This window comes from Psychrobacter sp. PSP, from assembly GCF_024085615.1.
Lineage (GTDB): Bacteria > Pseudomonadota > Gammaproteobacteria > Pseudomonadales > Moraxellaceae > Psychrobacter > Psychrobacter pacificensis.
Window position 1 is genome coordinate 256,686 of record NZ_JABLTF010000005.1, and the last position, 22,063, is coordinate 278,748.

Annotated in this window: 14 protein-coding genes, 1 tRNA gene and 6 pseudogenes; 10 read left to right on the forward strand and 11 right to left on the reverse strand. The window is 43.1% G+C overall.

Annotated features, from left to right (window positions below; translation table 11 throughout):
- Window positions 1-26: 26 nt before the first annotated feature.
- Both pqqB and pqqA read right to left on the reverse strand, forming a co-directional pair.
- Complete coding sequence (pqqB, locus tag HL061_RS01150; RefSeq protein ID WP_071001528.1) at window positions 27-938, reverse strand: pyrroloquinoline quinone biosynthesis protein PqqB; 912 nt, start codon at window positions 936-938, stop codon at window positions 27-29.
- 79 nt (window positions 939-1,017) lie between these two features.
- The gene (gene pqqA / locus HL061_RS14005; protein WP_143007430.1) at window positions 1,018-1,092 is read right to left on the reverse strand and encodes a pyrroloquinoline quinone precursor peptide PqqA; all 75 of its coding nucleotides are present in this window, start codon (window positions 1,090-1,092) and stop codon (window positions 1,018-1,020) included.
- A gap of 246 nt (window positions 1,093-1,338) precedes the next feature.
- On the opposite strand from pqqA, the pseudogene HL061_RS01155 reads away from it, so the two are divergent.
- Window positions 1,339-1,485, forward strand: a pseudogene (locus tag HL061_RS01155) (IS3 family transposase); the annotation flags it as partial.
- Window positions 1,486-1,791: 306 nt separating this feature from the next.
- Here HL061_RS01155 and HL061_RS01160 read toward each other — a convergent pair.
- Both HL061_RS01160 and HL061_RS01165 read right to left on the reverse strand, forming a co-directional pair.
- The gene (locus tag HL061_RS01160; RefSeq protein WP_252962422.1) at window positions 1,792-3,261 is read right to left on the reverse strand and encodes an ATP-binding protein; all 1,470 of its coding nucleotides are present in this window, start codon (window positions 3,259-3,261) and stop codon (window positions 1,792-1,794) included.
- 1 nt (window position 3,262) lies between these two features.
- Window positions 3,263-3,817, reverse strand: a pseudogene (locus HL061_RS01165) (winged helix-turn-helix domain-containing protein); the annotation flags it as partial.
- Window positions 3,818-3,866: 49 nt separating this feature from the next.
- On the opposite strand from HL061_RS01165, the gene HL061_RS01170 reads away from it, so the two are divergent.
- On the forward strand, window positions 3,867-4,031 hold the full coding sequence (locus HL061_RS01170; RefSeq protein ID WP_252962423.1) for a hypothetical protein: 165 nt from the start codon (window positions 3,867-3,869) through the stop codon (window positions 4,029-4,031).
- 40 nt (window positions 4,032-4,071) lie between these two features.
- Here HL061_RS01170 and HL061_RS01175 read toward each other — a convergent pair.
- Window positions 4,072-4,242: pseudogene (locus tag HL061_RS01175) on the reverse strand (DNA-binding response regulator); the annotation flags it as partial.
- A gap of 189 nt (window positions 4,243-4,431) precedes the next feature.
- Between HL061_RS01175 and HL061_RS01180 the strand changes: the two are divergent.
- The 6 genes and pseudogenes from HL061_RS01180 (at window position 4,432) to HL061_RS01210 (ending at window position 9,516) form a co-directional block, all read left to right on the forward strand.
- On the forward strand, window positions 4,432-4,710 hold the full coding sequence (locus HL061_RS01180) for a hypothetical protein (protein ID WP_071001531.1): 279 nt from the start codon (window positions 4,432-4,434) through the stop codon (window positions 4,708-4,710).
- 86 nt (window positions 4,711-4,796) lie between these two features.
- A complete protein-coding gene (locus tag HL061_RS01185) occupies window positions 4,797-5,390 on the forward strand; it encodes a c-type cytochrome (protein ID WP_071001532.1) in 594 nt (197 codons plus the stop codon).
- Between the two features lie 135 nt (window positions 5,391-5,525).
- Complete coding sequence (locus HL061_RS01190; RefSeq protein WP_071001533.1) at window positions 5,526-6,167, forward strand: DUF411 domain-containing protein; 642 nt, start codon at window positions 5,526-5,528, stop codon at window positions 6,165-6,167.
- A 117-nt stretch (window positions 6,168-6,284) separates the two neighbouring features.
- A complete protein-coding gene (locus HL061_RS01195; RefSeq protein ID WP_071001534.1) occupies window positions 6,285-7,985 on the forward strand; it encodes a copper resistance system multicopper oxidase in 1,701 nt (566 codons plus the stop codon).
- Window positions 7,986-8,283: 298 nt separating this feature from the next.
- Window positions 8,284-9,003 (forward strand): annotated as a pseudogene (locus HL061_RS01205) (copper resistance protein B).
- A 27-nt stretch (window positions 9,004-9,030) separates the two neighbouring features.
- Entirely contained in the window at window positions 9,031-9,516 is a 486-nt protein-coding gene (locus HL061_RS01210) for a DUF305 domain-containing protein (RefSeq protein ID WP_058025818.1), read from the forward strand.
- Between the two features lie 37 nt (window positions 9,517-9,553).
- On the opposite strand, the pseudogene HL061_RS01215 reads toward HL061_RS01210, so the two are convergent.
- From HL061_RS01215 to HL061_RS01240, 6 genes and pseudogenes are all read right to left on the reverse strand, one after another.
- Window positions 9,554-9,757, reverse strand: a pseudogene (locus tag HL061_RS01215) (IS3 family transposase); the annotation flags it as partial.
- Window positions 9,758-9,865: 108 nt separating this feature from the next.
- Window positions 9,866-10,138, reverse strand: a pseudogene (locus tag HL061_RS01220) (transposase); the annotation flags it as partial.
- 212 nt (window positions 10,139-10,350) lie between these two features.
- On the reverse strand, window positions 10,351-10,683 hold the full coding sequence (locus HL061_RS01225; protein ID WP_071001536.1) for an integrase arm-type DNA-binding domain-containing protein: 333 nt from the start codon (window positions 10,681-10,683) through the stop codon (window positions 10,351-10,353).
- A 166-nt stretch (window positions 10,684-10,849) separates the two neighbouring features.
- Window positions 10,850-10,925, reverse strand: a tRNA-Arg gene (locus HL061_RS01230).
- A gap of 70 nt (window positions 10,926-10,995) precedes the next feature.
- Window positions 10,996-11,829 carry a hypothetical protein gene (locus tag HL061_RS01235; protein ID WP_071001537.1) on the reverse strand — a complete coding sequence of 278 codons (834 nt, stop codon included), beginning with the start codon at window positions 11,827-11,829 and terminating at the stop codon, window positions 10,996-10,998.
- A gap of 73 nt (window positions 11,830-11,902) precedes the next feature.
- Complete coding sequence (locus HL061_RS01240) at window positions 11,903-12,403, reverse strand: hypothetical protein (RefSeq protein WP_071001538.1); 501 nt, start codon at window positions 12,401-12,403, stop codon at window positions 11,903-11,905.
- 411 nt (window positions 12,404-12,814) lie between these two features.
- Between HL061_RS01240 and HL061_RS01245 the strand changes: the two genes are divergently transcribed.
- Together HL061_RS01245 and HL061_RS01250 are read left to right on the forward strand one after the other, a co-directional pair.
- Window positions 12,815-17,320, forward strand: coding sequence for an exodeoxyribonuclease V subunit gamma (locus tag HL061_RS01245; protein WP_071001539.1), 4,506 nt, complete (start codon window positions 12,815-12,817; stop codon window positions 17,318-17,320).
- Window positions 17,321-17,497: 177 nt separating this feature from the next.
- Window positions 17,498-22,024, forward strand: a complete 4,527-nt coding sequence (locus HL061_RS01250; RefSeq protein ID WP_252962424.1) for a UvrD-helicase domain-containing protein — start codon at window positions 17,498-17,500, stop codon at window positions 22,022-22,024.
- The last annotated feature ends 39 nt before the right edge of the window (window positions 22,025-22,063 follow it).

Genomic DNA, 22,063 nt, shown 5'->3' on the forward strand with positions numbered 1-22,063 from the left:
GTCATAGGATTGCCTTACCGTGTGTCTTACAGTTCTATCTGCATGCCATCGAACGCCACTTCAACGCCGTGCTGTTTTAATGTCGCGGCTTGTTCTGATTGCTCGTTTAATATCGGGTTGGTGTTATTAATATGAATGAGCACTTTGCGAGCATTGTCGAGCTGATCGAGATAATGCAGTGAGCCATCGTCACCACTGATGTGCAAATGCCCCATGTCTTGGCCTGTTTTGATGCCAACGCCGCGTTCTTGCATCTCGTTGTCTGTCCATAGTGTACCGTCAATCATCACGCAATCAGACGCTTTCATGATTTGCATCACGTCGTCATCAATTTTGCCCAAGCCTGGCGCGTAGAACAGCTGCTTTTGTGTTTTTAAATCTTTCACAATCAGCGCGATATTATCGCCATCATGAGGGTCATTGCGATGCGGCGAATACGGCGGCGCTGAGCTTCTAATCACCAAAGGTGTCAGTTCTAAATTGCTATAGCCGTCAATTTGAAAGCTTTGCTTTGGGTCGATTTGATTGTACTGTAGGCCGCCATTCCAGTGCTTTAGCATGTTGAACAGCGGAAATCCTGTGCTGAGATCGTCATGCACCATGTCCGTACACCAAACAGAGATGGGGCAGCCTTCACGTAGGGTCAACAATCCCGTGGTGTGGTCAAGCTGACTGTCCATCAATACCACATCGGTGATGCCTGTGTCTCGTAATTGACGCGCTGGCTGAGCCGCTTTAAAGTCATATAGCTGCTGGCGAATGTCTGGTGAAGCGTTAAACAAAATCCAGTCAACACCATTTTCTGATATGGCGATCGAGGACTGGGTACGGGTCTTTGCTTCGATGGTGCCTTGACGTACGCCGTGGCAGTTTTCGCAGTTACAGTTCCACTGCGGAAAACCGCCGCCCGCTGCTGAGCCTAAAACGTGAATATACATAGCGCAATATTTCCAAATGTCAAAAAAAGTAAAAGCCCTAATCATCTAGGGCTTTTAATGTATTCAGGTCTATGAGTTTTTAGCGTGATTCAAAATACATAGTGATTTCGAAACCGATACGGATGTCTTGAAAAGCGGGTTTAGTCCACTGCATGGGATTGCTCCAAAAAGTTATTATAGGACCATCGTTGAGATGAATGAAAGTAATTATCAATGGTATTATAAGCCGACCCTGAATGTCAATTTGTTAGATGTTAACTTTCAAACTCAACACACTCTAATATTTAGACTAAAAGCGATACGTCACTCTACCGACTACATTTAAAGGCTCGCCATACGTTAATCCAAAAAAATTTTCGCCAGCAAGATATTTTTGGTTGAATAAATTGTTGACGTTAAGCTGTGCTTCTTATATCTAAGAAATGTACTCGGACTGCCTTATAACCATAAACGTGTTTATCGCATCTACCGTGAGCTTGAATTAAACCTTAGAATAAAGCCTAAACGCCGTATTAAGCGAGACAAACCGCAAAAGCTTGCTGTGCCCACTTGCCTCATCGTAGGGTCTCAGGCGTGCAACCTATCTTTGGCGCTATGGCTTTGATGGCTGACCAAGTGGATGGGTAGTCGTCTTTAGTTTCAATTAGTATACAGACGGCGCGCTCTTTCATTTCAGGGGTATAGTTTCATGTTTTCATTGTCGTATTTTCTTGGAGCGTTGAGTCTCCGACAATCCCGGGGCGGTTCAATATTCAAGTCCTCACTAGGGTACTGTTATTACTATCTTAACATTCTATTAATTTATCGATCTTTAAAGTTCATAAAATCCAAGCGTCATAGAAGATAGTCAATACTAGGCCAGCAATAACTCTACAGTGACCTCAAAATAATACTCATCTTTGATAGCAATATTTACTTTGCCTTTATGGGCATGAGCGATAGCCCGAACAATAGACAATCCTAGTCCTGTCCCTGAATGTTGACTGCTTGTCTTATCATGACGATAGAATCGTTCAAACAGCTTTTCAGCTTCACTCTGCTCTAGTGGTTTGTCTAAGCGATTAGTTAGGACGATTTTTAACAATCGTTGTTTTGCGGCTAGAGCCTCTTTTTTTGAACCATCAAGGCCGATGCCTGAGGTAATGATGGTAGCTGATACTGTGATAGTACTGGCACTCGCAGCGTAATAGATGGCATTTGACATCAGATTAGCGAAGAGGCGCTGTAATAAACCCTCATCCCCTAGTACTGTTTTAAAATCGCCTGATTTCTTAAAAACTATATTACGATCCTCGGCAATCATTTCATAATAGTCTATCAACTTTGTGATGAGACTCTCGGTATCCACATTACTAATTTGCGTGTCGCTTAATCCTTTTTGAGTTTTTGCTAAAAGCAACATATTGTTAATCATTGCTGATAGCTGCTCTAATGTGTCATGTTGATGATGTAGTTGCTCAATATATTCATCACCATCTCTTGGTTTATTCAACATGACTTGTGTTTGCATACTGAGCGTTGCAATGGGAGTACGGAGTTCGTGAGCAATGTTGTCTGAAAACCGAGATAAAGATTCAAAGTTACTCTCAAGTTTGACCATCATTGAGTTATAAGACTGTGCTAGTGATCGTAGCTCTAAAGGCATATCACTGACGGTTATTCTTTCATCCAGTCTTTCAGGGTTAATTCTTTTCATTTTTTGTACGATAGTGGCTAAAGGTGCAAACCCCCAGTACACACTGAATGCAGCTACTGACACCAGTAGTAAGGTGATCGCGAATAAAATCATACTAAGCTGACGATTAAAGTGCATGAGATAGTGGTGATGGACATCGATGGGGAGGGCAATAAGTGCCAACAACTCTTGGTGTTCGATGATGATGGCTCTGTAATTTCTATTTTTTATCTCAACCGTGAATTGTTGATCACGATAGACTTGCCACAATTGTGGCAAGCTGAAATCTGAAGGTAGGTCGTTGGCAAAGCTGGTTGGATCGCTAGATAATAGCGCACCGTTTTTATTTGCGATGACAGTCTTTAAGTCATAATCACGCTGAGAAGAATGTAGATGATTGGTGCCAGTTAATGACTGAGATTTTGAAGCTGCTGCTGACTTTGTCTGAGCATCAACATTATTGATGCTTCTGCGCAGGTTAAAAGCTGCATGCGTGAGAATCTCAGAGTCCATTTGTTCAAAGTGCCCACTAACAGAACGTTGCACCCACGCATAAATAATCACTTGAGAGATAATCACGAATACAGTGAGTAGAAAAACGGTGCGCCACAGTAGAGGCAATCGTCGATTATCTAATCGATGTTTCATATTAAATAGTGCCAGTGTCGTCAGATTGATTGCTATCAAGCGCTGTATCGATAGCCTCTAGCCGGTAGCCCATACCGCGTACAGTATGAATAAGTTTTATATCATGGTCGTCATCTATTTTTATGCGAAGGCGTCTTATCGCCACATCAATGACGTTCGTATCATTATCAAAGTTCATATCCCATACTTGAGAAGCAATAACTGAGCGTGGTAGGACTTCACCTTGGCGTTCTAATAGAAACTGTAATAAAGCGAACTCTTTCGCTGTTAGTCTAATTGCCTTATTTCCTCTATATACCGTACGCTTGGCAATATCCATCTTGAGGTCTGCTATTTGCATAGTTGTACTTTGGTAGTCGATTTGATTGGCACGTCTTAATAGACTTTTTATTCTCACTATTAGTTCTGCAAAAGCAAAAGGTTTGGTCAGATAATCATCGCCGCCAATTTCAATTCCTTTTACCTTATCGCTCAAGTCATCTTTTGCGGTTAAGAACAATACGGGTGTATGCTTACCTGCTGCTCGGTAGTTACGTACCAGCTCAAAGCCGCTAATGAACCGCCCCGGTATTGTCGGAGACTTAACATTCTGAGAGAATACGACAATGAAAAGACAAACCTACACTCCTGAGATTAAAGAACGCGCCGTCCGTATGCTGATCGAAGCAGCAAACGACTATCCTCTGCATAGCACGATTGGTTATGTGTCACCTTTTGAGTTTGAAAAGCGGTATTACGATAATTTAACCCTGTCAGGCATCGCTGCCTGACTCAAGTAAATCACTCTCCGATATAGTCGGGGCGGTTCATAACGTCTGGTAGCATGACATCCATCAATATCACGCTAAACTCTTCTGTCATCAATGCGTGATAGCCATCTAAGCCTGTGAGCTGATGATCTACAATAAACCCAGCTTCGGTTAAGCCTTTTTTTATATACTCACCAAGTTTTAGCTCATCTTCTATTAGCAATATTTTCATAGTAGCTTCTCTTACTCCTGTCCAGCTTATTTAACATAGTAAAGCATAATGCTTTTTAGATATCTAAATTTCCAAGATGACAGAATTGTAATGTTGTCGTCATGTCTCTGTCAGAATCGCTACAGTATGCTCTAAGGCAACTTAATATTCTGAAGTCCTACTGACTTCATAGCCAATCAAGGATGAGTTATGTCACTTTTTAAATCAATGCCACTGTCTCAATCAATCGTAGCAGCTGCTGTAGCCTTGGTCGTTTCAACCTCTGCACTGGCACACGATCCAAAAATGCATGCCGAAAAAGACCAAATGAATTGCGAAAAAATAGCAAAGCACATGCAAATGATGAAGGAAATGGATCATAGCAAAATGGATATGAACGATCCGGCCATGAAAGCTATGATGACCAATATGAGCAAAATGAAGCAGATGTACCAAAAACATTGTATCCCTAGCAAAAATGATTCTTAAAGATGTTTATAGCGTGTTGATGTTGTTGGACAAGGTGGTCGAGCAATAAGCGGATATGAATAAAAATGGATTTTTAGGACAGACCTATGAAGTTTTTACTAGGAATACTTTTTACCGTCTGTATCATCATGATAGGTATTTTTATTGTAATAACTAGCGGCGTGATAAATATCGGTGCTGATCAAGCCCATAGCCCCTTAGTCTATAACTTTTTAGAGACAGCACGTAGTCGTTCAATTGAACATGCCAGTAAAGATATTTTGGTGCCAGACTTACAAAAGGCAGAAATGATCAGTTCAGGTGGCGCAGATTACAAAGAGATGTGTGCTGGTTGTCACTTGTCGCCGGGAGTCGCGGGTACAGACCTGAGTAAAGGACTGTATCCACAACCACCAAATTTTACTGACGCAGATGTCGTTAAACGATACCAAAGTGAAGACGGTGCCAAAAAAGGTTTTTGGGCAATAAAACACGGCATTATGGCATCAGGTATGCCCGCATGGGGTGCTTCTCATGATGATGATAGGATGTGGGCAATGATGGCTTTTATCAGATCGCTACCGGATTTGAACAAAAACCAGTACACGATGTTAACGACTCGGCTAGATGATGAAACGCTAAATATGTCGTTTGATAGTGATATGGGCATGTCAGGTAATGAGTCTGATATGCAGCATTGAGTATTCGTGAGTATACAGTGCTGCATAGTGCTGTTCTTATGATTTAAGTTTTAAAATTTATCGGTATAACTTGGTCAATATTACGGCTTCAATGCTTATAGATTGATCGCTAGATAGGCGCTTAGGAGTGATTTTATGAGAGGCTATATCAATAGATATATAAATACAAATAGTCTTATATCAAGTCATATACTTACAAAAATGGCTGTTTTACCATTATCATTAACGATAGCTGCTTGCAGTCAGCCTAATATTGCAGCTGAATCAAAGCCTGCAAATGAATCAGCCAGTGCTACGCAAAGTACATCAGAGGTGAAGCTAGAAAGCAAAACAGCACCCGCTAACGTTCATTCAAACACTCAATCAGCGGTTTTGCACAATGTTTCAGCCACTGTTTATAAAGATGCCAATTGTGGTTGTTGCAAAGAGTGGGTTAGTCATGCTGAAGGCTATGGCTTAAATGCAACTGCTCAAAATGTTGAAGATGTATCGTTATTTAAAGACCGTTATAGCGTACCCCAGCAAATGCGCTCATGCCATACCACCGTCACTACTGATGGCTACGTTTTCGAAGGTCATGTGCCTGCTAAGTATATGGCGCAGTTCCTAAAAAACCCGCCAAGTGATGCGATCGGACTTGCTGTACCGAGCATGCCAGTCGGTAGCCCAGGTATGGAATACCAAGATAAATTTATGCCCTATAAAGTGATGCAGCTTAACAAAGATGGCTCAACAGCTATTTATGCAACTATTGACACACCGCAGCAGCAAATCTAGCTTGGTTATCGTTTAAATAGCTTATAAAGCTCTATTAATAAGCGGCCAAAGGCATAGACTTCGCTGATAAATATAGACTCAACTCTCACTTTATGGATATAAATCAGGTGAATAATTATGAATAAAACTATGCTTAACCGCAGGCGTTTTTTGACAGGATCTTCTACCTTGTTAGGGGCATCCATGTTGTCCACACTGCCGTCTATTGCCAATAGTGCGCTCGGTAAAGGTCAACAAAACGTCGCCGTCAATAGTGACAAAGCCGACCATATCGTACCCATCTTAACCGGTAATGAGTTTGACCTTTATGTCAGTAAAAAGCCGATTACCGTCAATGGCAAGTCGAGTATAGCGACACTGATTAATGACTCGCTACCAGCGCCAACGCTAAAGATGCAAGAGGGCGAGACTGTCACCATCCGTGTCCATAATCAGATGAATGAGTCGACCTCTATTCACTGGCATGGTCTGCTCGTACCTTTTGAGATGGATGGCGTACCAGGCATCAGCTTCGATGGTATTCCCGCGAACAGTACCTTTACTTATAAATTCAAACTTAAACAATCAGGCACCTATTGGTATCACTCACACAGTGGCTTTCAAGAACAAACTGGTATGCGTGGTGCTATTGTCATTGAGCCAAAAGGCCGTGAGCGTCACCCAGTCGCAGAAGACCATGTTATCTTATTAAGTGATTGGACACACCGTGACCCACATAATTTACTCAAGCTATTAAAACAACGTGCAGATTTTGACAATTATCATTTACCAGATTTTAAGAAGCTATTGTCTGATATTGCAGCTACAGACCTAGAAGCGGCTTATGATAAGCGCAAAATGTGGAATCAGATGCGCATGATGCCCACAGATTTTACCGATCTATCTGGTGAAAAGACCTTTACGTACCTGATGAATGGTAAGACGACAGCCGCCAATTGGACGCAGTTAGTGAAAGCAGGACAGCCTGTTAAACTGCGCTTTATCAATGCCTCAGCACAAACCATCTTTGATGTGCGCATACCAGGTCTCAAAATGACTGTAGTGGCAACCGATGGTATTGATGTCGCACCCGTTGCAATTGATGATTTCCGCATTGGCGTGGCTGAGACCTATGATGTCATCGTCACGCCTACTCAAGATGCACATACGATATTTGCCCAAAATATCGATCGTTCAGGCTATGTCGCGACCACGCTTGCGACCAAGAAAGGCGCTCGTCCTGCGATACCTGCGATGGACAAGGTTGAATGGCTGACCATGGCTGATATGATGGGTGCGATGGGTGACAAAGGCTACAAAGCAAAGCATGCCAAGACCGAATATGACTTTAAATCTGATATGCGTGTCGACAGTCCACGTATGAACCTTGATGACCCAGGTATCAACCTGCGTAATATTGACAGAGAGGTTTTGAATTACAGTCAGCTGCGCTCTGTCGATGAGGCAATATTTGCGGAGCAGCGCAAGCCTACCCGAGAGATCGAGCTACATTTAACGGGTAACATGGAGCGTTATATCTGGGCATTAGATGGGGTTATGTTTAAAGATGCAACGCCTGTAAATATTAAGCCTAATGAGCGTGTACGCATTACTTTAGTGAATGATACGATGATGAATCATCCTATGCATTTGCATGGAATGTGGAGTGACTTACGAACGCCATCCGGAGACTTTCAGGTACGTAAACACACGATTGTGGTTCAACCAGCGCAAAAGATTAGCTTTGATGTGACGGGTGAAGTTGGACGATGGGCTTGGCATTGCCATCTGCTTTATCACATGGAAGCCGGCATGTTCAGAGAAGTTGCCGTTGTTTAATAAACCTTCGAATATGAGCCTTATTATGAGAATATATAAAGTAGGTCTACCGTTTATTGGCATGTCGTCTTTGATGTTATTAATGTCACCGTTAGCAAATGCTGCTGAGATGCCGAGCATGGATCACAGCGGTATGGACATGTCTGATATGGATCACAGCGGTATGGACATGTCTGATATGGATCACAGCGGTATGGATATGTCTGGTATGGATCACAGCGGTATGGACATGTCTGGCATGGATCACAGCAGTATGGATATGTCTGGCATGGATCATAGCAGTATGAACATGTCTGGCATGCAGGGTGGTGAACCACCAGCCGATGCTCGTAGTCCAGACTATTCAAATGGGGTTCCCTACGGGCAGTATGGTAAGCCAATGATGATGGGCAGCATGCCGTTATGGGGAGTGTCAGTAGACGACTTGGGCTATCAGTTTGATGACGATCAAATCAACTTCGAAGCGACGGGTTGGTACGGTACGGATAGTAATCGTATAAGGCTACGTACCGAAGGTAGTGCTCAGACCAAAGATGATAAAGAAATCGATAGCTTGAGCTCGCTCGCTTATTGGAAACCACTGAGTATCTTTTGGAACGGTGAGGCCGGTGTCGCTTACGATACTGAAAACGACAAATCTGCAGTGATGGCAGGTATTGTCGGTACCGCGCCATATTTTATCGAAACGGACGCTAGGGCGTACTTATATACCGATGGTCAGATTCGTCTTGATTTGGGCGCAGAATACGAGTAGCGTTTGGATCAGCATTGGGTAGTTATACCGGAGGTGGGGTTGACTGCCTTTAGTAAAGATGACCATGATAATGACATTACCAAGGGCTTTAATGAGATGGAAACTGAGGTCAGGCTTACTTATGAGACATTCAGTCGCCAACTCGCGCCTTACATCGGTATGAGTTATGAGACAGCGCTTGGCAAGGCTCGTGGTCAACGACGTCAACATAATGAACCGGTTGATAGCAGTAGTTTGACAACGGGGGTTAAATTCTGGTTTTAATATTATTAAAATAATAGGAGATATACTATGAATGCTTCAGATCAAAACAACATGAATCATCAACAGGGCATGAACCCTTATGTAAAGTTCACTCTGATGATTGTGACGTCTACGATTGTGATGTATATCATGATGTACTTCAATACCTACCAGTGGGATCACATTTACTTTAGTGAAACCAGGGCTTATATGGCGCTCTACATGGGTGCCGGTATGGCAGTCGTCATGTTGGCATTTATGACTAATATGTATAAGAAGACCAAGATTAACTTGATGATTTACGGTCTGAGCGTATTGATGTTTGCTGTCGGCATTTGGGGCGTGAGATCGCAAGCAACGGTTAATCAAGTCGATTGGATGCAGGCCATGATACCGCATCACTCGATTGCTATTCTCACCAGTAGTCGTGCTGATATTGAAGATCCGCGTGTGCAGCAGCTTGCTGACGATATTATAAAAGCACAAAAGCGTGAAATTGATGAAATGAAGCAGTTGATTGATGAGCTGGAATAAAGGGTATTGATATCGCTGTTTGAACCTTTACACATTGAGCGGCTTTAACCAGTAACTCGCACTGATTGCGATGTACCTGCTGACAGCTGATATGACGACCCAGCCAGTCATAGTAGCTTGAGGGTTTAACCTGTAGTACGCGGCACATGCTACTAATGCTAAAGACTTGTTGGTTGTCTTTGATAAAGGCGTACTTGACTAGCTGTCACTGCGGACATAGCCCTTCGCCTTGCGTCACTAAAACAGTCTCCCAGACTGTTTCTTAACGTTCCTCATTGGCGAAGTACGCCGTCGCCTCATTCGAGCATAGCTCTCATCTTGCGTCAGGGCGAAGCGGTGCTTCGCTTTATCCCTTCTCATTTAGAATGTCTCGCTCTTCTTGAGCAACTTTGAGATCACGTTTAAGACGTTTATTCTCTTCTAGTATAGCCATAAGCTCAGGATCATATTCTTTAGTACCGATTAGCTTGCCTTTATTAGCTTTATTATGCCAATTAGTTAAGGTCTGCATGGCGATGCCGAGCTGCTTTGCAGTGGCTGAGATATTGCCGTTGTTGTCTGCTATCTTTTTAACAGCTTCGGCTTTAAATTCGTCACTGTAGGTTCTTACTTTCTTGGTCATGATAAACTCCGGTTAATACGCTTAGTTTACCAGGTTTATCTCTACGGTTTCTTCAGCATAGCTCATAATAAACTTTTAAGCGCATCTTTACCGCTGTCTCAATATATCCTTACGCCTCAGCTGATCTGCAAACTTCTAATACATCCATTGGCTTGATATCAGTTATAGGCATGGTGCCAAGGTATGCATTTAGCCGTTTCATCTGCCTATAGTTATTTTTGATAGTAGAGGGGGGCGATATGAGTCTTGCGGCTCATGTACTCTTCAGCAACCATAGCGAATGTATTTTTAGACTCAAGCAATTGCTTGCGCTCTTCATCTCTTTTGATATCGCGTGGATCATCACCGTTAGCAAGATGATACTTAATATCAGTCCGCATCTGTCTTGCAGTTGCTAAAGTGATCTCTGGGTATTGACCTAGTGTTACTGTGACACGCTTTCTTGTGATAGGTGTCGTATAGTCAATGCGCCATGCTTTTGTGCCGGCCTTACTGATATGTAAATAAAGACCACCGCCATCGTTTAAGGTATAGGGTTTATCCAAAGGCTTAGCCTTATCGACTTGAGTATTGGTAAGGGGCTTGACAGTTTTTTACCATTTTTACAGTAAGCAGGGGGTAATTATGGGTATATAAAGCAAGGTTTGGACAATAAAAAACCCCTAAAAGCCTTGTTGGAGGGGCGTTAAGGGGTATTTTAGTATATTCATGTGGTGCGCCCACAGGGACTCGAACCCCGATCGATCGCTTAGGAGGCAACTGCTCTATCCTGTTGAGCTATAGGCGCATTATGGGGTGACATTGTAGGAAAAAGCAGTCATAAAAGCAATCAACAAAAGACAAATAGAGGCAATTTGTCATTTATCTCCATTGCTAAGAGCATCAGCGACATCTACTGGATTATCGCCTGATGCTTTTTTTGCCCGTGATGTTGGTTGAAACAAGTCGTTTACGCTATTCTCATAACCATTAATATTATAATAATCGTATTTCTCTAAAATACCTTGGCCCGTACTTGAGAGTAAGAAGTTGCGAAAACTAACGGCAACCGTACGGTCTGTCAAAATAACGCCTTCGAGTTCTTGCTTATCTTTCAAGGCATAATTAAAGGAGGTTAGTGTACGTGCCTCTTTATTATCGTTCTCGGTAGCTGCCTGTTCACTATTAGCATTTTCACTATCAGTATTTTCGCTATCGGTTTCATCCTCTGTAATAACTGTATTGGCGTTTGCCTTACTCTGGTTATCTTGGTGTTGAGACGCTGTCAGCTTTGCTTGTAGTTGCGCGAGACGTTCTGCCGATAGCCTATCATTTGCGATAATGATGTCTGTATTAAAAGCGGCGTCGCTGTCATTGTTAGCATTGATATCATTATCTAATAAGGTTAAAAGTGTGTTTGGTGCCACATAGCTTGCTAACACTTGAATATGAGGATAACGAGATTCAAAACTGACAATGATATCGTCCAATGGCACTTGCAGGCTTTTTGCTGCACGGACATACAGGATGCTATCAGGCACAGTTTTGGCAGTCTCATCGCCTTTGGCAGCGGCAGATTCATTCTCACTTGCCATGATAGGTAGCGGATCTATACTTTTACGATTGTGGGTCCACAACCATGCAATCAGAGCGATAAAAATTGCTAGCAGCAATAAAATTAGCCCAGCCAGTAGCAGCTTGTAGTCTTTCATATATTACCGCTCTTTTATTAATGGATTCAGTTCAAAATTTACATAAGACACTATAGGTGATATATGGCTTGCGTCAAAGCTTTTGATCGAGTACTTCATTGGTTAACTCAGTCAGCATCTCTGCAAACACATCTGTATTCACAAAAGAAGACATAGACGCTGGGGTTTTATTCTCAGTACGGTTATGACCGGGCGATGCAGGCTGGCTATCAATCGCTTTTGTATAAGCTGTCGCTTGATGTGCAGCCAATGGCGACTGACCGATCATAAGCTTGTCTTTTAGCCATTTAAACCCATGCGCCTCCCACCACGCTTCAAAACGCGATAAGGTGCTACCACGCACTGCAATAGGCAAATCTAATGTACGTAATTTTTGTGCCAATACAGGATCGCTGATGGCTTGGTGAATGCTCAGATAAAGGGAGCTACTATCGTCAGTATAAGGACGTCTGTTTTGCCATGATTTATCATCGATTTTCATACGCGGTAATTGCCATAGCTCACCACGATAGTAAACAACGTATAAACGTTGTTTCGGATGAACAAAGACGGCATCAATAGGACGCAAAGGCATAATGTTAAATCATCTCGTGATAATGGATATTAGGTCTAGATAAGGTATAGAAAATAACTTAAAAGAGCGGCAATGTATATTTTATTATCATAATTATAAGCAGTGCCACAAAACGACATTAGATGTCGCAAGATAGTATAATGCTGATATCTATACTGGTAAACATCGAATATCAGTGGCACACTGACAGAGCATATACGTGGCTTATAAAAGCGTATTGTACATCATATAATGCTAGCAGAAATGCATTACAGTGACGACTGCCAAAGATGTATTGATGAGTATCAATTCAGGCTTCATTGCTACTTTCTGTGGCACTTTTATTACAAGCGTAGTGATTGACAGGTTAGCTGTAACCAACAGTAGCCCTCAGCGCTTACGCTTACGCTTATTCTAATCAGATTATTGTCTATGTTTACTATCATTCAGTCACATCGTACCGAAAATCTCGTTGACCAGCTACTGGTGCAATATCAGTCAAAGAGTCAGAACATTTTTGAACCTTTTATTGTTATTGTACCGTCAATGGTATTGGGCGACTGGTTGGATAAAACCATTGCTAGCCGTGCTGGTATCAGTACATTGGTACGTACCAAATTTTGGGGTCAGTATCAGTGGACACTCATGCAGGATGTGCTAACTCGCCATAATGCCTATTTGTTAGAGGTTAATCCTGAAGCAGCAACCTTGAATGTACCTGAAGTTGCCGTGCTGTCGCCAACGGTGATGCAGTGGCGCCTGTTCGGCTACCTAACTTACTATCAAGCGTTGATTGTCAATGATGACACGCATCCTGTGAACCCATTGTTGGCATCTTTGATTGACGAGCCGCAAGAAGGGGTCGAGCAAGATAAGGCGCAACAAGACGCGCGCATTTGGCAGCTGGCAAGTGACTTGGCAAGGGTGTTTAACCGTTACTTGACTCATCGTGAGGACTGGCTGGCGCTATGGTCGGATAACAAGCCACTTGATGTAGACAAGCTGATCGCAGATAAAGATGCGTTGTCCCTACGGTTTGATCAGTATGCACGCGGTACGCCTGAATGGTTAGTGGCGCACTATGTAGAGCTTGAGATTGCGCAGCGCTTTTTGTGGTCGCATCTATTTGCGGATGTACATCAGCACCGCGTGGCCATTGAGAATACTTTTTGGTCAGCCTTAAAAGATAACAAAGCAAATGAACGTGAGCAGTTGCCCAAAGTATTGCGTATTTTTACCATTCAGCAATTGCCACAGACTGAGCTTGATTTTTTGCAGCGCTTGTCAAAATATATGGACATCACGTTACTACACTACAATCCCTCAAAGTTATTTTGGGCAGATATTGTTGATAAAGCGTGGCTACAGCGTCAGCAGATTATTAATCCCCAAAGCGTGTTTTTACGTGATTACGGGCACAGTTTGCTGTCGCGTTTAGGCAAGCAGTCTCGTGATACTTTTGCCATGTTGGCCAATTTGTCAGGTAATGAGCAATACCAAGAGGCGCTGGTGGAGTGGCAAGATAACTTTAGTGATAGGTTTGATGATGAAACTGGTAGCGTCATCGATGGCAGTGCCAGTAACAGTGATGATGATAGGTTGCAAGCAGTAGAAAACGGCCCAAGTTTATTGCACCGTTTGCAAAACGATGTGTTGATGCTTGACGAGCAATCAACCCAACAAGCAACAGCCGCAAAAGTTTCAGAAGCTGTTAGCAATCAGATAGCATTGGACTTTGAGCAAGAAACGTCATGGTACGACGATGAGGTACTAGAGAATAAGCGCTTTGAAAAAGACCGTTTTTGGGCTATCTCTTCTCAAGATAATAGCCTAAGCATTCATTCTTGTCATAATTTACAGCGCCAACTTGAAGTACTGCGCATTATGATTGGACGCTGGCTCAATGAGCCCATCAAATCTGGTGAGAAAAAACGCCATATATCAGACATTGTGGTGTTGCTACCTGATGTTGAGCGTCATCATGCGCTAATTAGCTCTATTTTCGTCAATGGTAGGGGACAAGATGGCCTGACCTTGCCTGCGAAGGTGACTGGTGTTGTCGATGCTGATATTCGCCAGTTATGGGAAGCGATTATTGGGTTTTATAAGCTGCTTGGCAGTCATAGCGCTCGTTTTGAAGCGGCTGAGGTGTTGGACTGGCTGATGCTGCCACCCTTATTTGAGAGTTTTGGGTTGACCCATGAGCAAATGAGCCGTGGTTGTGATTTGTTGGTGGAAGCTGGATTTATCCGCGGGTTTGATGAGCTGCATCTAAAGCAGACCCTAGACGTCAACGACTATGATTATCGCTTTAGCTTCGCACAAGCGTTAGACAGACTGACTTTGGGATTAATTATGCCAGAGGCGGGTCTGAGTGATTGTTTATACCCTTTGCATGAAGATGAATGGCCAAGTACAGCTGTACCTGAGATGAGCTTACCACTCGCGCAAGTGAGTCTAAATGACGCCATGATTGTAGAAGCGCTTTGCCGTATTTATACTGGTCTGGTGGCACGACGTGATGACCATACACAAAAAATGAAAGCGGAAGATTGGCTAGATCAGATTGAGACCCAAGTGATTCATCGATACTTTGGCGATGTCGATCAAACGCGTACGATGCGCGCTATTTATAATGCGATGAATGGCTTTAAATCAAGCTTACGTGCCAATCGTCATTATAGACAATATTCTAGTGGTGATAGCAGTAGGGTAGAGGTGGAGCAAAGGCTGGCAGGGGTCGAGCAATTACCGCTCAAGCTGAGCTTTATGCTAGACAGTATCGAAGCTGAGCTTGAAAGCCAGCAAGTCAGTGCTGAGCCGACAGGCGTGATTACTTTTGGTCGATTTGGTGCACTACGGAACGTCCCTTTTGAGCTGGTGGTCATGCTCAATATGGATCTCTCTGAGTTTCCTGGACGCGACCGAGACAACCGATATGATTTGATGAAAGCGACCAATTCACGGCGCGGTGATAGAGTCAGCGAGGACGATGATAATGGGGCATTTTTGGATGCGCTACTATGTGCGCGTAGTGCATGCTGGATATTCTACAATGGTCAAAGCTTGACTGACACTCACGAGCATCTGCCAGCGAATCCTGTGAGTGAATTATTACAGTTTTTGCAAGGTGAGGTGCAGTGGCAGGTCAACTCGCTTGATACTTTGCCTGAAAGTATTGATTCAACGGCAGAAAGCCTTAAGCGTTATTTACCAAAGCTCATAAAGCAATGGCTGGTCACTGAGCATCCAGCACTACCTTTTCACAAGAGCTTGTTTGAAGCAGATATTGAAGGAGCTTCTGAGCAAAAGGCTGATACGTCCAATATCAATGTTGATCCTAGCAATACGTCTGATGATGTTAGCGATAGTAACCCTGATACTGCTGTAGCCGATGAGCTAGATAGGTTGCTAAATAAAGCCATGCGCAAAACCAAGCTGGCTCAGAAAAAACAATTTCCTCCGGCGCCGCTATGGCAGGCTGTTTTTGAGACACTACAGAAAAGAAGAGCTAGCGAGCTTCCACAACTGATTGACTTACCCACAAAAACACAGTACGAAGCCATTGCTCAAATGCTGGGTCATCGCTTGGGTGGACTGGGGAACATAAATCATCAAATCGTGTCTACATTAGCCAATATGCTGGGACTCGATACTACTGCTGCTAATGATATGAACGATAGGACTCAGGCGCTCACCCGAATGGTGCGTGATACCGTATTTAATATTGGCGAGATAGATATTGAGGGTATGCTGGTGTATCAAGTGCGCCATCCTGCCAAAGCGTTTTTACGGTCTCAAAAAGTGCATGTGGTACAAGGTGAGGAAGCGATGACGCATCAAGAGCCATTGTTTTTGGATCACCTGACAACTTATCAGATTAAAGATCATTTGATTAAAGGGCTGGCCGCCGATAAGCGTACTGACAATACGGTCCAGCAAGATAGCTCAACGTTGATGTATCAAAAAATCATACCAGCAGGGGTAGCACGCCAAACCACGTTGCCCAATCAGCAACAACAATTACAGCAGCAGTGCCTAGAGTTTGAAGAGCAGTTGATCACTAATGGTTTTGGTGAATGTGTCGTACCTAATGCAGGTAGAACAGAGGACATGCCAGCTTTGCATTTACTGACACCCACCGCAGAGCACCCCGTTCAGATAGAGCTGGCAGCTATACTTAATCGTGTAAATAGCGACGCAAACAGTCAAATAGACACAGACGCATGGCTAAAAATCCTACCCAAATCTATCAAAATAAAAGGCCTAGTGCCGCTGTTAACGCCAAGGCTATCACCAATATCAGTATCATCAGATAACGATGATAAAAACGCTCATATTCAGGCAGGCATGACCTATGCCGAGCAATCACCTAAGCAATGGTTAAATATACTGCCTAATTCTGCCAGTCCAAAACATCTCCTTAAGTTTTGGTTGTCCCATCTATACTGGCAAGTAGCCAGATGCACCACGGCTGAGCAAGTGGCAGCAAATGATGGCGTGAGTATTTGGCGCTTTAATAAATCCAGCTCAAAAGTAGATGCCTACAAAAATGTCATCGCATTTAAGCTAAGCCCAATCGTCTATGAAGATGCAGTGATAGAACTGATGAAATGGGCGATTTTTGGCAATCTATCGGGTCAAACCCCCATCACATTACTGCCTGAGTATGCGCTCAATTATCTGGCTAAGTGCTCAAAATCGCAAGCAGATGATAATGAAAATAGCAATTATTGGCCAAAACGGGCAGACTTCTCAGATTGGCTAAGACCTAATTATAACTCAGACACGGTATACGATACTTGCTCTCAGCATGCTATTTGGCAATATGTACTGCGTGACCAAGATGCCTTTAGAGCCTTATCAGCAGCGTTGACCACCTTGGCGCAACCACTGTATAGGCCGATGTTTACCGCATTAGATGGGTTAGACAATTAGCTATAGTCGAACCACTATTAAAGTGTTACAGCGTTAGACTCGTTTAGCCTACTACTGTAGTGCTTGTACTCGTCTGCCTTGTACCACTTTTAATATTGATTGACTATATAGCAGTTGTTTTTAGTTTTCTTTTTATCCTCTAGATTTTATAGATAATAATTAAAAGTATGCGCTTATATGACAGATTTTACTGACACAACCGACATTATCGAACCTACTGTACAACCAAATTTATCTGACGATCATCCAGATGTTTCGGGTGACTCAGGGGCTATAGTTGAGGAAAAAGAAGAAGTAACACCGGCGGTTGCTGTTGCATTAACGGGAAGGCATCTTATCGAAGCCTCAGCAGGTACAGGCAAAACGTGGACGCTGACAGGCATTGTGCTGCGTCTCCTGATTGAAGCGAGGCGTGCGCCAGAGCAAATCATTGCCACCACCTTTACTCGAGCCGCCGCTGCCGAGATGCGTCAGCGTATCCATGATCGTTTGGTAGAGTTTTATCAGCTATTACAATGGGTCAATAACCTGAGTGCAGATACCAAGAACAAAGATAACTTATATCCCAATATATTGCAGGTACTGCCTGATAGGGGCGATAACAAGAATAACAAGGATAAGCCAACAAGCAACGACTCAAGTATCGAATCAAATGCTAAAACAGAGGCTGATGAGTTTAATCAAGATATTGACCATGACCATAAACATGCTCAGCAGGTGGCTCGAGAAAAGCGCGCGCAAGTCAAAAAAGCGCGTGAAGATTGGTTAAAAGAGCAAGCCAAACATGCACGCTTAAACGCTATTATGGACGATCCCATTAACCTACATTTAGTCGGTTATCTATTAGATCATGTGTATAGCTATCCGATGGCGGAGGCGATCCGGCGTACTGCATTAGTGTTAACCACGTTGGATAAGCTGTTTGTCGGGACGCTCGATAGCTTGGCGCAAAAGTGGCTGACCGAGTACAGTAGTGAAACCGGTCATCAGCAAGGCATGGCGATTATAGAAGACAGTAGTATCGAGCAGGTTACCGATAGTATTATCCATGATGAGCTGCGTCAGTTTCAAAGCCGTTTGTATCATGAGCAGCCCAAACTGTATGCGCTTATGGATCAGCAAGGTAAGCTGACAGCAGTAGGTGATCATAAAAATTTTGTTTCTCGCTCGCTGAATTTTATTTCTGCGCCGATTGATGAGATAAAACTAGAGCAAGGATTTGATTTTGATGCGTATGAGAAATTGATTGATGAGTTTGCCCAGTTAGATTTGGCAGATATTCAGCCCTATCTAAACCCCGATTATAGAAAATCTCAAGGGTTTCGTGGAAACTCTAATTTAACCAATCATTTTGATGCTCTTGTCGATGTTCATCAAAAAGTAGTCCAATATCAGCTGACATTTAGCAGCTACTTGAATGAGCGTGAAAACAAGATATTGACGTCTTTGCAGGATGCCAGATATCCAAATGAAGATGGCAAAATTAAAAACTTTAATAAGAATAGGGAGAAAGAGCACCAGACCCTTTTTGAGTTAGAGACCATTAGTACATTAATGGCGCTCTTGGATATGATCGAAAGGTTAAATCAGTATATTTTATTGATTTTAGCCAACCTCAACCGTCATATCGTGCTTGCGGTACGCAATAGACTGCCAGTGATTTTAGAGGAGCGAGGGGAGACCACCTTTAGTCTGCAGATGGTGCGCTTAAACCAAGCACTAACAGGTCGGCAAGGCGATAAGCTAGCACGTTATATACGTCACCATTACCCCATTGCATTAATTGATGAGTCGCAAGATATCAATGGCGAGCAAGCCATTATGATCGAAAGTATCTATTTGCCAAAGCGTAAACGTAAACAGTCGGATAATGACAAGCAATCCACTACCAAAAAATCCAGCCATGAGTTTTTGCTACTGGTTGGTGACCCAAAGCAGGCGATCTATGGGTTCCGTGGCGGTGACGTGACCAACTATAATTATATGAAAGGGCAGTTTGACAAAAGTACCATTTGGACGCTCAACACCAACCGTCGCTCAAATGCAGGGGTGATTCATGCACTAAACTGCTGGTTTGGTATGCCGACAGCAACGACTGCTGACAACAAGCTGGCACAGTTGGGCAGTGATATTTATTACCAGCATACGAAAGCTAGGAAAGAAAAAGAAGGTGAGGAAGCCAAGAGTAAACTATCTTGGTTTAGGGATTCAGACGCAAAAGATAGTAGCTTGGTGACGGAAGTGCTTTCTGCTCAGCCGGTGAGCATCTTGCACCTGCCTAATGGTAAAGATGGTGAGCTTGATTATGATGAGTATGAAATCACCGCTCGTCATATTGCTAGCTTGCTCAGTAGTGGTCAGACATTAAAAGATAGGCCGATTCAGCCTAGTGATATTGGAGTGTTGGCACGTACCAAAAAAGATTTAAAGCAGGTTGAAGACGAGTTGGTCAAACTAGGCGTCCCAACCCTGACCACCAGTGACGTCAGTATCTTCGAGACGATTATGGCAGAAGATGTCGCAGCGCTACTGAGCGCCATGCTCTATCCGTATCGTCATGACATGATTAATCGGGTCTTAACCAGTCATCTATATGGCCTAAGTATCAACGATATCAAAGCCATGATGACGGATCATGAGTCAGGCGTGGCTGAGAGTGACGATAGACTTAATAGTATCAATCTAAATAGTAGCGATGTTCAAAATACAGAACATAAAAAGAGCTATCAAGATTTTATTACGTATCTAAAGGAAGGGGCACAGCGCTGGCAGCATTTTGGTGTTTTGTCGGCGCTACATTACTTACTAGATAAAAGCCCCATACAGACACAAGGCGTTTGGCAAGCACTAGCCGCTCATCCAGATGGCGATCGACATATCATGGATTTGCGTCATATCATGGATGTGTTGGCGCAGTATGGCCTAGGCATGGGTGAGCATGAGCTATTAGCTTGGTTTAGGCAGCACATAGAGGCTGCACCCAACAGCGATTGGGCGAAGCAGTATCCGCTACCCACAGAGTCTGGCGTGCAGCTCATGACCATTCATAAATCAAAAGGGCTTGAGTTTCCGATAGTCTATGTACTGGGTATGGGAGATGCCAGTAGGAAATCAGGTAATAATGAGAAGTATGGTCTGTATCTATATAATGCTCAGCAAGCACCTTCAGCGTTAGTGCAGCAATCAGCAAAGGATCAATTTATAGGTAATCAGCGCCGCTTCTCACCATTGCAAGGCTCTGCTACGGTAGAGGACTATTATACTGATATCGAAACAAAAGAAGGCTTTGATGAGCTGCGCCGACTTGGTTATGTGGCATTTACGCGGGCTAGCGAGCAGCTTTATATCGTGCTGCGAGATCCAAGCAACAAAACAGGATTTGAGCTAAAACCGGTATTTTATTGGTTTGATTCTCCAGACGCAAAGTTTGAATTACCTGATAGGCTAAAAGGCACGATAGGTATGCTTAGAGGTCATAATATTAATGAGTTCTATAATAGTCACTATACTAAGACAGTAACGTCAACAGATACCAAACTTACCATCGAACCCACGACACAAGCGATTGAGTATGTTCCTTTTGCTGAGGTCATGAAAACGAGTTATTTTTATGGTTGGGCTAAGACCAGCTTTACAGCTTTGGCTCGTCAGCTAGACGAATCAACACAAGCAATGGCTGTTGTTGATGAGCGTATTGATGATGCGATAGACATTGATATGGCAGACGCTGCAATGTCGTTAGAGCCTTATCCTAATAGTAGCCTTGATAGTAATACGTCTCTCGAAAAAATTGATGAGCTAAGTCTCAAGTCAGAAGAGGATATTCGCTTTACCTTTGTAAAAGGTGCTAATGCAGGTACGTTTTTACATGAGATATTTGAAAAAATCGATTTCACTAATAAATCCCAGTGGTCTGGGGTGATCGATAGAGCGGTCAGTAGTTATCAATTACCGCTGATGTATAGCAGTGCTGAACACCAAAGCCGTAGAGCACAAGGTAACCGAGAAGAGAGTTCTGTCTCATTTAACGCTGATGCAATAGATACGACAAAGCATGAGGCCTTGATTGCTTGGATTGAAGAAGTGCTGCGTACTCCGCTGCTAGCGTCCAATCAGCCACTTTATTCTCTCAACGAAGAGCAACGCTTTGCTGAATTAGAGTTCAATATGGGGCTGTCAGAGCGCTTTAAAGCAGAGGATATCAGTCAGTTATTTCAACAGTATCTACCTGATGAGACAGACAAGCATGTCAATCTTGTACCGCAAAATAGAACGCACTTGTATCGTTACTTGCGTGGTGAGATTGATTTGGTTTATGAGTATGCTGGCAAGTACTATGTGGTCGATTATAAGAGTAATTTTTTAGGAAATAGCCTAAGCGATTACAATGAAAATACACTCAGAAAGGCTATGACAAAAGCAGGCTACTGGCTACAAGCAGCAATTTATCAAGTAGCTTTGCATCGATTCCTTTCGATGAGAATTGCTGATTATGTAGGCAATGAGTCTAGGTATTTAGGGGCGGTAGAATATGTCTTTCTAAGAGGGGTATATAGCCCCGACGCTCAAGCAACTGCTACCGTATCACAAGAGGCTATTAAGACGAGCGAATCACCACATAACGGCCGTTATGGACTTGTGACGTGGGATATACCAATCGATTTTATCAAAGGTTTAGATGCGCTATTTGGTGTACCTGATTAGTAGATCATACCTAACGACTATCATTAATCAAAGATTCTA